Annotated in this window: 12 protein-coding genes; 10 read left to right on the top strand and 2 right to left on the bottom strand. The window is 60.6% G+C overall.

Annotation, left to right across the window (positions count from 1 at the left end; genetic code table 11):
* Positions 1-34 precede the first annotated feature (34 nt).
* From rpsT to C0V97_RS08795, 8 genes are all read left to right on the top strand, one after another.
* Positions 35-304 (top strand): 30S ribosomal protein S20, encoded by a 270-nt coding sequence (gene rpsT, locus C0V97_RS08830; protein ID WP_127102248.1) that lies wholly within the window; start codon positions 35-37, stop codon positions 302-304.
* A 284-nt stretch (positions 305-588) separates the two neighbouring features.
* A complete protein-coding gene (gene dnaA, locus C0V97_RS08825; protein ID WP_127102247.1) occupies positions 589-1,998 on the top strand; it encodes a chromosomal replication initiator protein DnaA in 1,410 nt (469 codons plus the stop codon).
* Positions 1,999-2,068: 70 nt separating this feature from the next.
* Positions 2,069-3,193, top strand: a complete 1,125-nt coding sequence (gene dnaN / locus C0V97_RS08820; protein WP_127102246.1) for a DNA polymerase III subunit beta — start codon at positions 2,069-2,071, stop codon at positions 3,191-3,193.
* A gap of 21 nt (positions 3,194-3,214) precedes the next feature.
* Positions 3,215-4,321: a DNA replication/repair protein RecF gene (recF, locus tag C0V97_RS08815; RefSeq protein ID WP_127102245.1), complete on the top strand. Its 1,107-nt coding sequence runs from the start codon at positions 3,215-3,217 to the stop codon at positions 4,319-4,321.
* A 482-nt stretch (positions 4,322-4,803) separates the two neighbouring features.
* A complete protein-coding gene (locus C0V97_RS08810; protein ID WP_127102244.1) occupies positions 4,804-5,952 on the top strand; it encodes a hypothetical protein in 1,149 nt (382 codons plus the stop codon).
* A 258-nt stretch (positions 5,953-6,210) separates the two neighbouring features.
* Positions 6,211-7,719, top strand: coding sequence for an IMP dehydrogenase (gene guaB / locus C0V97_RS08805; RefSeq protein ID WP_127102288.1), 1,509 nt, complete (start codon positions 6,211-6,213; stop codon positions 7,717-7,719).
* A 23-nt stretch (positions 7,720-7,742) separates the two neighbouring features.
* Positions 7,743-9,035: an RsmB/NOP family class I SAM-dependent RNA methyltransferase gene (locus C0V97_RS08800; protein WP_127102243.1), complete on the top strand. Its 1,293-nt coding sequence runs from the start codon at positions 7,743-7,745 to the stop codon at positions 9,033-9,035.
* A 50-nt stretch (positions 9,036-9,085) separates the two neighbouring features.
* A complete protein-coding gene (locus C0V97_RS08795) occupies positions 9,086-10,987 on the top strand; it encodes a sodium:proton antiporter (RefSeq protein ID WP_127102242.1) in 1,902 nt (633 codons plus the stop codon).
* A 164-nt stretch (positions 10,988-11,151) separates the two neighbouring features.
* Here C0V97_RS08795 and C0V97_RS08790 read toward each other — a convergent pair whose 3' ends face one another.
* Entirely contained in the window at positions 11,152-11,616 is a 465-nt protein-coding gene (locus C0V97_RS08790) for a L,D-transpeptidase (RefSeq protein WP_127102241.1), read from the bottom strand.
* Positions 11,617-11,855: 239 nt separating this feature from the next.
* On the opposite strand from C0V97_RS08790, the gene C0V97_RS08785 reads away from it, so the two are divergent.
* A complete protein-coding gene (locus C0V97_RS08785; RefSeq protein ID WP_127102240.1) occupies positions 11,856-12,575 on the top strand; it encodes a response regulator transcription factor in 720 nt (239 codons plus the stop codon).
* A gap of 207 nt (positions 12,576-12,782) precedes the next feature.
* Here the strand turns inward: C0V97_RS08785 and C0V97_RS08780 are convergent, their stop codons facing one another.
* Positions 12,783-13,586: an exodeoxyribonuclease III gene (locus C0V97_RS08780; RefSeq protein WP_127102239.1), complete on the bottom strand. Its 804-nt coding sequence runs from the start codon at positions 13,584-13,586 to the stop codon at positions 12,783-12,785.
* Between the two features lie 78 nt (positions 13,587-13,664).
* Between C0V97_RS08780 and C0V97_RS08775 the strand changes: the two genes are divergently transcribed.
* A complete protein-coding gene (locus C0V97_RS08775) occupies positions 13,665-14,654 on the top strand; it encodes a dipeptidase (RefSeq protein WP_127102238.1) in 990 nt (329 codons plus the stop codon).
* Positions 14,655-14,869 lie beyond the last annotated feature (215 nt).

Here is a 14,869-nt window from a genome sequence, read left to right as displayed (position 1 = left end):
AACAAGCCGAACAGAACAGGGCTGAAGAGTAGAAATGGCTAATACCGCCTCTGCGCGCAAGCGCATCCGTCAGAACGAGCGTCGCCGTGAGCGTAACGTTTCCCGCATGTCCCGCGTCCGTACCTTCGTGAAGAAGGTCGAGAGCGCCATCCTTTCGGGTGACAAGTCTGCTGCCAACGATGCCCTGCGTGCCGCTCAGCCGGAAATGCAGCGCGCTGTCGGCAAGGGCGTTCTGGCCGCCAACACGGTCAGCCGCAAGCTGTCGCGCCTCTCCGCGCGCATCAAGGCTCTGGCTTCGGCCTGATCAGATACTCGGGCGGGCCCATGATTGGGCCTGTCTGGTCTGAGCCTCAAGAAAGAACGGGTGTGGTCACGCGACCATGTCCGTTCTTTTTTTTCGCCGGTGGTCTAGCTTTCTGACCTGCCGGTTGAGCTTGCCTCCCGCGACCCGTTTGCCGTATCCTGTTCGCCCTTTAATCAGGCCTCAGGTCGGTCGAACGCCATGGTTCGTGCTGGCTCCTGTCGTGTCTTTTCTTGCAACTCGGGGGAGTGATGGCAGACGAAGGGTCTCATACGGATCTTCCTGCAATGACGGAGACGGTATCCTGCACGACGGGAACCGAACCGGCTCTGGCCTCTCAATGGGTCAAGGTGCGCGAAAGACTGCGTGTCGAGGTTGGTGACGTCGAATACCGTACCTGGCTTCAGCAGATCGTTCTTGGTCCGCTTGAGGAGGACGAGATCACGCTTTTCCTGCCCACGCGTTTTCTGCGTGACTGGGTGCGCGGGCAGTATGGCGACCGTCTGCAGGAGTTGTGGCGTAACGAGAATCGCGCCGTTCACCATGTCGAGCTGCAGGTACAGCGCGTGGGCGACGCACTCGCCGCGCCGGTTGCCGTCGAGGCGGCTGCACCAGTCGTTGAAGTCGAGGCGCCAGCGTCTCCCGCCGTTGCCGTGCAGGATGCCCGCCACGATCTGGCGGCGCCTCTCGACCCCCGGTTTACCTTCGACAGCTTTGTGGTGGGTAAGCCGAACGAGTTCGCCTATGCGTGCGCCCGTCGCGTCGCCGAGAAGCCTTCGAGCCCCGGCTTCAATCCGCTCTTTCTTTATGGCGGTGTCGGTCTGGGCAAGACCCATCTGATGCACGCCATTGGCTCTGAGCTGACGAGCGGGGGGCGTGTATCGGTGGCCTATATGTCCGCCGAAAAGTTCATGTACCGCTTCATTGCGGCCATTCGCTCACAATCGACCATGGAATTCAAGGAGCAGCTCCGCTCGGTCGATGTGCTCATGATCGATGATCTTCAGTTCCTGATCGGCAAGGACAATACGCAGGAAGAGTTCTTCCACACCTTTAATGCCCTGGTCGATGCCGGTCGTCAGATCGTGGTGAGCGCCGATAAATCGCCCTCCGATCTGTCTGGTCTCGAGGACCGCCTGCGTACGCGTCTTGGCTGCGGCATGGTGGCCGATATCCATGCGACGACGTTCGAACTGCGGATTTCCATTCTGGAGGCGAAAGCCTTGGCTTCCGGTGTGGCTGTGCCGGCGAAAGTGCTCGAATTCCTGGCGCACAAGATCACCTCGAATGTGCGCGAGCTCGAGGGGGCGCTCAATCGTCTGATCGCGCATGCCAATCTTTTCGGTCGTCCGGTCACGCTTGAGAGCACGCAGGACGTGTTGCACGATATCCTCAAGGCGCATGATCGACGCGTGACCATCGAGGAGATCCAGCGCAAGGTTTCCGAGCATTGGAACATCCGTCTCACGGACATGTCCTCAGCCCGTCGCGCGCGCGCCGTCGCGCGTCCGCGTCAGGTCGCGATGTACCTGGCCAAACAGCTTACAAGCCGCTCTCTGCCGGAAATCGGACGCAAATTCGGTAATCGTGATCATACTACGGTCATGCACGCGGTTTCACGCGTGCAGGAACTCATGGAACGCGACGTCGCTTTCGCAGAAGACGTGGAATTGCTGCGTCGTATGCTCGAGGGCTGATCTTTGCCGCAGCATACGGCTCTGCTAGACTGATTTTTTGTTATTCGGGTGTTCGAGGGTCTACGATCATATGAAATTCCAGGCTGACCGCACAACGCTGATCCGTGCCCTTGCCCATATCCAGAGCGTTGCAGAAAAGCGCAACACGATCCCCATCCTTGCCAATGTGATGCTCTCGATCGAGGGTAACCTGCTGCGCCTGACCGCCACGGACATGGAAATCGCGGTGGTAGAGGAAGTCGCGGCCGAAGGGGCGCGTGATGGCGCAGTCACAGCTCCCGCCAGCGTTCTCTATGAGATCGTGCGCAAGCTGGCCGATGGCTCGATGGTTGAACTCGATCATGGCGGTGGCGATGCGCCTCTTGCCCTGCGTGCCGGACGCTACGCGACGAGCCTCAATGTCCTGCCGGTCGAGGATTTCCCCTCTATGGTCGCGGGCGATCTGCCGCATGAGTTTTCCATTCCCGCCGCGGTCCTGCGTGGCTTGGTGGATCGGACGCGTTTCGCGATCTCGACGGAAGAGACACGCTACTACCTCAATGGCATCTATTTTCATGTCACCAAGGACGGGGATGCGCCCAAGCTGCGCGCGGTCGCCACGGATGGACATCGTCTGGCGCGCGTCGAGACCGATCTGCCGTCAGGGGCGGGTGATATGCCCGGTGTGATCATTCCGCGCAAGACGGTGGCGGAGCTTCGCAAGCTGCTGGATGAAGGGGCTGGGGCTGTTCAGGTCAGCCTTTCCGATACTCGTATCCAGTTCCGCGTGGGTGCGGTCATGCTGACCTCGAAGCTTATCGACGGGACTTTCCCCGAATATGAGCGCGTCATCCCGAAAAGCAACGACCGTTTCCTGAAGGTGAACAAGCAGGCCTTCGCAGACGCCGTCGCCCGTGTCGCGGCTATCAGTCAGGAACGTTCGCGCCCGGTCAAGCTTGCTGTGCAGACCAATCTGCTGACACTCTCCGCGATCAGTCCCGATCAGGGCATGGCAAAGGAAGAGCTCGATGAAACGAGCGTTTCCTATGACGGGCCGTCTCTCGAGATCGGGTTCCAGGCGCGTTACCTTAACGACATCACCGATCAGATCGATGTCGAGGCAGAGTTCGCCTTTGCCGATAGCGCGGCGCCAACGCTTGTGCGCGATACGAATCTGCCGACAGCACTTTATGTGCTGATGCCGATGCGCGTCTGATCCGGGCGTCGCTTTCTCCCCTTGCAGATCACCAGGCTCGTCCTCACCAATTTCCGTAATTATGAGCGTCTGGCCTGGGCGCCCCAAAGCAGTCTTGTTGTCCTCACCGGTGAAAACGGTGCGGGGAAAACCAATCTGTTGGAAGCACTCTCTCTCCTGTCTCCCGGCAGGGGGCTGAGGGGCGCCTCCAACGGCCAGATACAGCGTCACGATGGGGGGGCTTGGGGCGTCGTCGCGCAGCTCAGTTCAACGTCTGCACCGACACTCGATCTCGCAACAGGCGTCGACCCGGGTAATTCTGCGCGTCGCGTCTTCAGGGTGAATGACACACCCATACGCAACCAGACCGAAGCGTCCTCATATTTCGCCAGCACCTGGCTCACCCCGCAAATGGACAGGCTTTTCACGGATCCTGCGTCCGGGCGCAGGCGCTTCCTGGACCGACTGGTTCTCGCGCTTGATGCGAACCATGCCCGTGAAAGCGCTGCACATGAACGCGCGGTTACGCAGCGCAATAGACTCCTCACGACCCGACCCGATCAACATGCATGGCTTGACGGGATCGAGGATAGCATCGCGCGTCATGCCATCGCGCTGACGGCTTCCCGTCTGGCGCTTACAGAGGCAATGAATTGCGCTCCGCTCGAAGACGGTACGGGTTTTCCCGTTGCCCGCCTGCGTCTCGTCTGCGACTTGGCGGAAGCGCTTTCTGCACAGCCCGCTCTCGCCGTCGAGGATGGGCTGCGCGCAGGGCTCAAAGCGTCGCGTCGCGGAGATGCAGAACGGGGGTCGACCTCTCTTGGGGCGCACAGAGCCGATCTTTTACTGGAGGATGCGCGTTCCGGACGTCCTGCCTCGGTGTCGAGCAGTGGCCAGCAGAAAGCGATGCTGGTGCATGCTATTCTCAACCATGCTGCACTCACATCCCAGCGCTTCGGCGCCAAGCCCGTCATCCTTCTGGACGAGCCGATGAACCATCTCGACGCCCTTCGACGGGAGGCGCTGCTTCGGTTTCTTCGCGAAAATCGGATCACTGCTTTCATGACCGGGACAGATCGCGAGCAATTTGAGACCTTGGGTGATGGTGCCGAATATCGGCGCGTGGACGCCGGGCGACTGCTGGACTGACGAGTCATCGCCCGTCAGTAGCGGCATCAAACGCGCAAGAGGCCGAATCAGCGTGGCTTCCCGTCTTTAAATTGTAACAGTTCTGATACAAAAGATCAGCCACTCAGCGCTCCTCGAGGCGCCTCTGGGTTGTCGAGGCTGAGATGGGCAATACTCGTTGACGCTATCAACAGATAGAGTTTTCCTTGATTACTATATTCGGGCAAGATTGACGGTTAATACCGATCATTCTTCTTTCCAGACTCCGGCATTCGTTCCAGGTTAAATCTCCTGCACGCAATAAATACGAAAATCCCACGATATGGGATGTGGTTCTGACTGAGCGTTCAGTTATTTATTATAAATAACGGGAATATCCCCTCTGATCGGCGCTGTCCAGCATCAGCAACCGGTTAACCCCGGCATTATATTGTTACTTATCGTCATGGCGTTGCCCCGTACATAAGGTGACAATTATCGTCCATGTCGCAGGAGGGGCTCGTTTGAAGATCGCGTTTCTGTACGTCGCCGAGCCCTATCAATGTTATCATGTCGCGGCGGTGTCTTCTGCGCTCGCTCAACTCCCTGGAATAAGCGTCACCGAGTTCGTCAGCTTTCCCGAAACGGCGCACCATCTTGATCAGATCCGTCTGAACAACGGGCTTTCTGGCAGGATCGAGCGTGGCACGCTCAGAATGCCCACACGTGCCCAGATCCTGCGCCGTCTTCGCAGGCTCGATACCGAACGTGAAGTCGTGATGCGGGCAAATGTGGGTCAGCTCGAACAGTTCGATGCGGTAGTGGCCACCGAGTATTCAGCCGGTTTGCTGCGGGAGATGGGGCTGAAGCGACCGGCTCTCATTCTGATACAGCACGGGGCAGGGGATCGCGAAGTCAATGACGAGCATCTGATTCGCCATTTCGATCTTTCCCTTGTGTCGGGTCCCAAGATTGCAGAGTCTTTCCTCGCGAAGAAGCTCGCGACAGCGGCGCAGACACGCATCATCGGTTACCCTAAATTCGATGCTGTCGGCGCGGAGCGTTTTGCGCCGCAGGAGAGCATCGGAAACAAGCCCATTGCCTTGTATAATCCGCATTACAAGAAGGGCTTGTCCTCCTACGGGAAGTGTCTTGCGCCTCTGGTCGATGCCGTGAATCGGCTCGACCATTATGAATTGCTGATCGCACCGCATGTGAAGATTTTCCACAAGGATTTCGGGCGTCGTCGGCGCCAGTTCCAGAAGGTTGTTGGTGGTCGTGTCAGGCTCGATACGGCATCGTCCTCCATGCTCGATATGACCCATACGGCCAGCGCCTCACTCTATATCGGTGACGTCAGCAGTCAGGTTTACGAGTTTCTGGTCACGCCGCGCCCCTGCGTCTTTCTGAATCCTCATGGTGTTGCCTGGCGGGACAATCCGCATTTTCGCCACTGGTCTCTGGGCGATGTAGTCGAGCGTGAGGAGGATATTCTTCCGGCCTTGGCTCAGGCGCAGTCCAGACATGATTTCTACAGGGCGCGCCAGGAAAAGGTCATTCACGACACCTTCGGCCATCAGCCGCGCCGAGGCGCGGCAAAACGGGCGGCGCACTCGATCCGTGAATTCCTTTGTGGCGAGCCTGTCCTCGCCGCTGTGTCTGTCGCCGCCTGATCGCCGCCAGGCCGCAGTAAGAGCTACTGTGTTGCAGCAGCATGGGAGTCTTGCGACGCAGGCCGGCGGGAAGTGTTGTCAGCCCTGTTCCGGCACTGCGCACTCCCAGAATCTCGCTTTCGGACGCAATATCCTGTTTCCAACCCGGACCGCTTTGGTCTAAGACGACGCGCCAACGGTAGGAAAGCCGCGGGCTTTCCTGATTGATATGCGGGGAGGCTGCGGCAGATGACCACGACCAATGAAACACCGACCGGAATGGCTGGCGAACGGGTTGGTGATTATGCCTCGCGCAGCATTGCACATGAGCGCATCCGCGAGGCCCTTGCTTTTGACGATGTTCTGGTGGAGCCCGCAGCCTCCAACGTACTGCCTGCTCAGGCCTCGACCCGCACCCGTCTGACCCGCTCCATCGAACTCAACATACCGCTGCTTTCCTCGGCCATGGATACCGTGACTGAAGACGCGATGGCGATCGCCATGGCGCAGCAGGGCGGCATGGGCGTGATCCACAAGAACCTGTCGATCGAGGAGCAGGCGGAGCATGTGCGTCGCGTCAAGCGCTTCGAATCCGGCATGGTGGTTAACCCCGTCACGGTTGGCCCGGAGCAGACCCTGCGCGATGTGCATGCCATCATGGCGCAGCACGGGATCAGCGGCCTTCCGGTTGTCATGCCGGGTAGTGGTGAACTGGTCGGTATCCTGACCAATCGCGACATGCGATTCACCAGTGATCTGAATACGCCCGTGCGTGACATGATGACGCACGAGAATCTCGTGACTGTCCGCCACAGTGCCGATGCTGCGGTGGCGCAGGACCTGCTTCACCGCCATCGCATCGAGAAGCTTCTTGTCGTTGATGACCAGAACCGGTGCATCGGCCTGATCACCGTCAAGGATATGGACAAGGCCGAGGCTCACCCGCTGGCGATCAAGGACCAGTTCGGGCGCCTGCGCTGTGCTGCTGCGATTGGCGTCGGAGCGGACGGTCTGGCCCGGGCCGAAGCCCTCGTCTCGGCAGGGGTGGATATCGTGATTGTGGATACGGCCCACGGCCATTCGCGCGGTGTGCTCGATACGGTCGCGACCCTCAAGTCCCGCCATGACGGCATTCAGGTGATCGCGGGCAATGTCGCGACCCCTGAGGCCGCCATCGCGCTCGCGGGCGTCGGAGCGGACTGCGTGAAGGTCGGAATCGGGCCAGGCTCGATCTGCACCACGCGCGTTGTGGCCGGTGTGGGCGTGCCCCAGTTCTCGGCTGTCATGGAAACCTCTGCTGCCTGCCACGAGGTCGGTATCTTTGCCATCGCCGATGGCGGCATCCGCACGTCAGGCGATATTGTTAAGGCGATCGGGGCAGGGGCCGACGTGGTGATGATCGGCTCGCTTCTCGCCGGGTGTGAAGAGAGCCCCGGCGAGGTGTTCCTGCATCAGGGACGCTCCTACAAGGCCTATCGCGGCATGGGCTCACTTGGTGCCATGGCCCGTGGCTCGGCTGATCGTTACTTCCAGGCCGAGGTCAAGGATTCGCTCAAGCTCGTTCCGGAGGGGATCGAGGGGCAGGTACCCTACAAGGGCAGCATGGCAGCAGTGGTGCACCAGCTTGTAGGCGGTCTGAAGGCCGGTATGGGATATACGGGATCGCCCACCATTGCCGATCTGCAGGTGCGGACGCGCTTCCGTCGCATCACCAATGCCGGTCTGCGCGAAAGCCACGTTCATGACGTGACCATCACGCGTGAAGCACCTAACTATCGCCAGGACTGACAAAAACTAGTAAGCGCGGGGGCATGACTCCCGCCGCCCGCCTTTCCGCCGCCATCGATCTGCTTTGCGCCATCGAGGCTGCCCCCCGCCGTCCCGCCGATGCGACGGCCAACGCCTATTTCCGCGATCGCCGCTATATTGGCGGCGGTGATCGCCGGGTTATCTCCGCCCGCATCTGGGACGTGCTGCGTCAGTGGCGTCGTCTGCACTGGCATCTGCGTGACATTCCGGGCGGCCCTTCGCCCCGAACGCTTTGCGCGGCATCGCTCATTCTGGGCGGAGAGGAGATCGGTACTGTCCGTTCGCTGTTCAATGGTGAGCGCTTCGCCCAGTCACATCTGACATCGCGTGAAGACGCTGCCTTGGCCGCGCTGAACGGGCGTGAACTGAACCATCCGGATATGCCCGGACCGGTACGTCTGGAATATCCGGACTGGTTGCACCCTTATCTTGTACGCGCCTTTGGAGACCAACTCGACGCGGAGATGGCGGCGCTCGATGGTGCAGCCCCACTCGATCTGCGCGTCAATCTGCTCAAGGGGCATCGTGACGAGGCGATCAGGTCGCTGCGCAACGAACAGATCCTGGCGGCACCGTCGCCGCTCTCTCCCTGGGGGTTGCGTCTGCAGGGCCGGCAGAATGTCACGGCGACGCAGAGTTTCCGTGAGGGACTGATCGAGATTCAGGACGAGGGTAGCCAGCTCATCGTCGGAACGCTCGATGCGAAGCCGGGTGAGCGCGTGGTGGATTTCTGCGCGGGTGCGGGCGGCAAGACGCTCGCTATCGCCATGAGCATGGAGAACAAGGGGCAGATCGTTGCCTGCGATGTCTCCTCGCCAAGGCTCGAGGGCGCGGTCAAGCGTCTGCGTCGCGCAGGCGTGCATAATGTCGAGCGTCACCTGCTGACGAGCGGTGATAAATGGGTCAAGCGCCGCGCCGGGGCTTTCGACCGCGTGCTGGTCGATGCGCCGTGCTCGGGCACTGGTACGTGGCGGCGTAACCCGGATGCGCGCATCCGTCTGGTTGAGCAGGACATCCTGGAGCTCAAGGTCAAGCAGGCCGATATCCTCGATCGTGCCTCCAGTCTGGTCAAACCGGGCGGCCGCCTGGTCTACGCGACATGTTCGCTCCTGCCGGAAGAGAACGAAGCGCAGGTCACAGCGTTCTTGGCGCGCAACGATCAGTTCGAACGCGTGGCCGCGGGAGGCGAGATGCTTCCCGAGGCCCTGCGTGGCGAGTCCGGTTTTGCCCTGACCCCGCTGCGTGACGGGACGGATGGCTTTTTTGCAGCCGTCCTTCAGCGCAAGGCCGGATAAGGCTTTCAACGCGATCTAATCCACGACCGGTCAGGGGTGAAGACGTTACCATGGCGCTAGCAATGTTTATCGGGCTGCTGCTCACGCTGGGGGCCGGGATCGGGGCGCAATGGGTGGCCTGGAAGTTCCGTCTTCCGGCCATCGTGCTGCTCTTCGCACTCGGACTGATCTTTGGGCCGGGGCTTGGCATTCTGCATCCCTCTGCTGCGCTGGGCTGGATCTTCCGTCCGCTTGTGTCGCTGCTTGTCGCCATCATCGTCTTCGAAGGCGGACTGCTCCTCGATTTTCGCCAGCTTCGCGAGGCAGGAGAGGGCGTCACGCGTCTGACCATGCTGGCCCTCCCCATTTCATGGGGGCTGGGCTGGGCTGCGGCGCATTACATTGCTTATATGGAATGGGGGGTAGCTGCCCTTTTCGGCGCGATCATCACCGTCACGGGCCCGACCGTGGTGTTGCCTCTGCTGCGCCATAACAAACTCCAGCCGCGTGTCGCCGCCTTCCTGCGGTGGGAAGCTATCATTAATGATCCGATCGGGGCCATTCTGGCCGCCGTTGTGCTTCAGGTGGTCGCCACGCGCGTGCCAATCGGTACGGATGTCTTCCTGACCACCGTTCTGCCCGATCTTTTGGCCTCAACAGCGGAATCGCTGGCCGTGGGCATTCTGCCTGCCTATCTGGTGCGGTACCTGTTCGTACGAGACCTGATGCCGGAGCCGCTCAAGACCCCGTTGCTGCTCACCCTTGCCTTGCTGATCTTCAGCATCTGCAACATGAGCATGGAAGGGGCGGGTCTGGTGGGCGCGACCGTGTTCGGTATGGCGCTGACCAATCTGCATGTGCCCGGCCTTTCCGAATTGCGCCGCATGAAGGAATCTCTGGTCGTCCTCGTGGTGGCGGTGCTCTTCATCATGCTGACCGCCGATCTGCATCGTGACGTGCTGGCGCATCTCTCCCTGCCCATCTGCCTGCTGACCGCCGCCGTGATGTTCGGCGTGCGACCGCTGGCCATTTTCCTGTCCACCATCGGCACGGGGCTGAAATGGCAGGAGCGGTTGTTCGTGGCATGGATCGCACCGCGCGGTATCGTGGCCGCTGCCGTGGCCGGTGCTGCCGGATATCGTATGACCGATGCAGGCTATCACAGTGCCGACCTGATCATGCCGGCCGTTTTCGCCATCATCGGCGGAACGATGATCTTTCACGGTTTCTCGCTGCGCCCGATTGCCCGTTACCTGAAGCTGACACTCTCCAATGAACCCGCTCTGGCCATTGTCGGGGCGTCACCCTGGTCGATCGATCTGGCAAAATGCCTGAGCGGCAACGGCATTCCCATTTTGCTCGTTGATAACCGCTCAAGTGCGCTGATTCCGGCCATGCGTAAGGGCGTGCCCGTGCTGCGCGCTGAATTGCTGTCCCAGTATGGGGAGGAGGCGCTCGAGGAGCGCCCAGCGGATTACCTGATCTCGACCACGGCAGATGCGATCTATAACGGGCTCGTATGCGCTCATATGGCTCCGCATATGGGGCGTCAGCGCGTTTTTCAAATCAGCCCCGGCGTGGCGCGCCTCGATTTCTATCATGGGTTGTCACGTGATGCGCGTGGCAAACTGCTGGGCGATCCCTCCTGGAACTTCACCCTGATCGACATGCTGTTCGAGAAGGGATGGCGATTCATGACGGCTATGGCGGATGAGGCGAGCGCGGCGGGATTCGGATCTGTGCAGAACCGCCTCGATTTCCTGTCCATTCGTCGGGGGCAGTCGATCACCATCCGCTCTGCCGAGGACGAGTTTCCGGTCAGCCCGGCAATCGGGGATATGCTGGTCTATATGGCGCCCCCTGCACCGCCGCCGCCGGTTGTTTCGACCGAGGAGTTGCAGGCTCAGGCCTCCGCCGAGGCCGGTGCAAGAGAGACTGCGGGCGCGACATCAGCGCCTTCGCAAGGGGGCTGACCCGAGGCTGCGCGGCGCAGGGCACGGGCGATCTGCGCTTTTGGCCTGGGTTCACCTCTCTGCACCAGCGACGGAAGACTTATCTGGTGCGGGAGGCACCGTTTTCGGTGCCTTGGCAATGCAGCGGGGCGGGAAGAGACAGGTCCCGCGGGCCCCGAAGGATTTCAGTCCGCGCGTATTTCGATACCTGGCTCGCCTGTCTGAATCAGAGCGCGCAGCAATGGCTCGGTCAGGGCAATGCACCCTTCGGTCGCGCCACTTGCCGGGGGGAGGTGAAGAAAGATCGCCGAGCCCCGCCCGGCAATCACCGGATCATCGTTCCAGCCGAGAACGACGCACAGGTCATAGCAATGATCGTCACGCCACAGCCGTTCATGGCGTCCCTCATGGGGCAGGGTGATCTGGCGGTTGTAGTCCCGGTGTGAGGGGTCATCACACCAGCCGTCATCGGGAGCGAGCGCCTCTACACGCAGTCGGGTGAGGGGGCGTGAAACCCGGTCGGCGCGATAAAAGACGTGTCTGAAAGGAAGGAAGCCGACAGGGGTCGCCTGGTCTCCCTCGCTCTTGTCCCAGCGTAAACCGCCACGTCCGATCAGCGCCGGAATGGCCTCTCCATTGATGAAAAGCATCGCTGAAGCACCTAAATTATGTCGCAAGATGACACTCATGTCACAAACCTCACGTCTGAACATTAATTTATGGGTAAATGGCGTCTAAAGACCGGTATCGCGCGGTCTGGGTGTTCCGATCGGATTGGCGTTGTCACGATATCCGTGTAAGGCTCACGGTCAAAACAGGGATCTACCTTCCCACGGAAGTCGGGTCCTGGCTCTGGGGCGTCGCCCCAGCTGGTGAGAGAAGAATATACATGCCTGGTCCGCGTCCTGTCCTTATTGTTGACGATGACGATACGCTTCGCCAACTCCTTGTCGAACAGCTCAAGCTTGAAGGCGAGTTCGACCCCATCCAGGCCGTTTCCGTTGCCGACGCCAAGGAGAAGCTCGCTGTTCCCGACGTCCGCGTCGATGCGATCCTTCTTGACGTGACGCTCCCCGATGGTGACGGGCGTGATTTCTGCGCCGAGTTGCGCCGTCAGGGCATTCGTATGCCGATCATTATCCTGACCGGCTCGGATGATGAGGCCGATGTGGTACGCGGGCTCGATGCAGGGGCTAATGATTACGTCGCCAAGCCCTTCCGCATCGCCGAGCTTCTGGCCCGTCTGCGCGCCCAGCTGCGTCTGTTTGAAAACAGCGAAGATGCAGTCTTCCCGATTGGACCGTATCTTTTCCGTCCGTCGTCCAAGATCCTGCAGGAGCCGGCGAAGAACCGCCGTATCCGTCTGACGGAGAAGGAAGCAGCTATTCTGAAGTATCTGTATCGTGCGGGGCATCGCCCGATCGCGCGTCAGGTCCTTCTGAATGAGGTCTGGGGCTATAACGCTGCTGTCACGACGCATACGCTCGAGACGCATATCTACCGCCTGCGCCAGAAGATCGAGCCCGATCCGGCCAATGCTTCCCTGTTGCTCACTGAAGGGGGCGGTTATCGCCTTAACCCGGAAGGTAGCGACGCCCTCATGGGCTAAAGACAGGTCATCGACCTCGCCGCCGCCGTCACGGAATGTGCGATGAGGCGGGGTCGTATGCGTTTTGCCCGAACTGGGGGGCGCACGGCTTTTTCGTGCCAGCCGAAGGCTCATGCCTTCGGTGCATTCTAGACGGCCCGAGGGCAGTGCGTTTTTCCCGGCATCGCGCCGTCTCCCTCTGACGGGGACAGGCGACATCCCGCGCTTTCAGTTGAGATCGAGATCGAGATCGACGACGACGGGAACATGGTCCGAAGGGCTGTCCCAGTCACGAACATCCCTGAGAACCTGGATGCCGCGCAGCGCAGGCTGAAGGTCCGCGGTCAGCCAGACATGATCGAGGCGGCGGCCGCGATTGGACAGCTTCCAGTCACGGTTGCGATAGGACCACCAAGTGTAGAGCTTCTCTTGGGGAGGGACAATCAGACGCATGGCGTCGATGAATCCTGTCTCCTGCCAGGCAATGAGCCGTTCGATTTCCGGTGGTGTGTGGCTGACCACCGTCGCAAGCTGCTTGTGGCTCCACACATCGTGTTCGAGCGGCGCAATATTCAGATCGCCCACCACGATCGAGCGCAACGGCGGCTCCTTGCGGAACCACGACGTTACCTCGTCGAGGAAGTCCAGCTTATGGGCGAACTTATCATTCACCGCCGGGTCCGCGATATCTCCGCCGGCAGGGACGTAGAAGTCATGGACAATGACGGGCCCCGTGCTGGTCTGCAACACGACGCCTGCATGACGTGTGTCGCTCTTACCGCACCAATCCGGCGTCGCCTCGAGGGGCCTGACTGGATGCTTCGAGAGAATGGCGACCCCGTTATAACCCTTCATGCCCAGAAAATGCTGATGGGCGTAGCCCAGCGCCCGCAGGGCATCGGCCGGGAACAGCGCGTCAGGCACCTTCGTCTCCTGCAGACAGATGACATCCGGGTGATGCGCCTCACTCAGGCGCGCCAGGAGAGGCAGCCTGAGGCGCAGAGAGTTGATATTCCACGTTATCAGCCGCATGGGCGCCACCCTTCAGACATTGCGCGAAAGGCAGGAATGCCTCTTGCCCCGGCGCTGCATTAAACCATTTAGAGCAGTATGACATCCGACATTCACACCGAGCTCCTCACTCTCGACTCCCATATCGATATCCCCTGGCCCGATCGGGGCGATTTCGCCACCGGCTCCCCCCTGCGCCAGGTGGATCTGCCCAAGCTGCGTGAAGGGGGGCTCAAGGCCGTTTGCCTAGCCGCATATATTCCCCAGACGCGCCGTGACAATGCCTCACGGGAGGCGGCCTGGGAGCGCGTCCAGGCGATGCTTGGCGTGATCAATGGGCTTCAGGATGACCGGGTCGCTGTCTGCCGCCGCGTTGAGGCTGTGCGTGGTGCCGTCGCCGAAGGGAAGGTGGCCGTCATACCGGCGGTCGAGAACGCTCACGCACTTGGCGGCGATCTCACCCGTGTCGACCGGCTTGCCGCTCTGGGCGTGCGTTACATGACGCTGACTCATAACGGTCACAACGACCTCGCTGATGCGGCCATTCCTCTCGCGGCTCTCGGTGACGAAACGACGCTCCATGGGGGCCTTTCGGCACTCGGGCGACAGGTAGTCGCCCGCATGAACGCGCACGGAATACTCGTTGATGTCTCTCACGCGGCGAAATCGACCATGATGCAGGCGGCGGAGCATTCGACGCATCCGATCGTGGCCAGCCACTCCTGCGCGCGGGCTCTCTGCGATCATCCCAGGAATCTCGACGACGAGCAGCTTCTGCGTCTGCGCGACAGCGGGGGGGTCATCCAGATCACCGCCATGTCTTCCTTTCTCAAGCCAAGCGCGGAAGGGCGGGCCTCAGTACGCGACCTCGCGCGACATGTGCGCTATGTGGCAGAGCGCATTGGCATCGTGCATGTCGGGGTTTCGTCCGATTTCGACGGAGGGGGCCAGATCGAGGGCTGGGCGAACGCGGCCGAGAGTATGCGTGTCACCGAGGCACTTCTGGCCGTAGGCTTTAGCGAGACCGAGCTGCGCGCCATCTGGGGAGGCAATTTTCTGCGCGTTTTGCAGCAGGCCGAGCCTGGGTGAAAGAAACTTCGAACAAAACAAGATCGTTCTCACCGCTGTGACATGAAATTTGTCCACTTTTCTGCCTGATCCGGGATTGACTCGCTGCAATTCCAAGGTCTTGGCGATGTTTCTTCCCAGTGGATTGGCAAAATTGTTTGAAATCAACATGTTATCTGTGAGTGCACAAAATTTAGGCAAAGCGTCGCAAAGCGCGCCAAACCGCGCCCGTCATC

This window comes from Asaia sp. W19, from assembly GCF_003994335.1.
Classification (GTDB): Bacteria; Pseudomonadota; Alphaproteobacteria; order Acetobacterales; family Acetobacteraceae; genus Asaia.
This window is presented reverse-complemented; position numbering and strand designations above follow the sequence as displayed.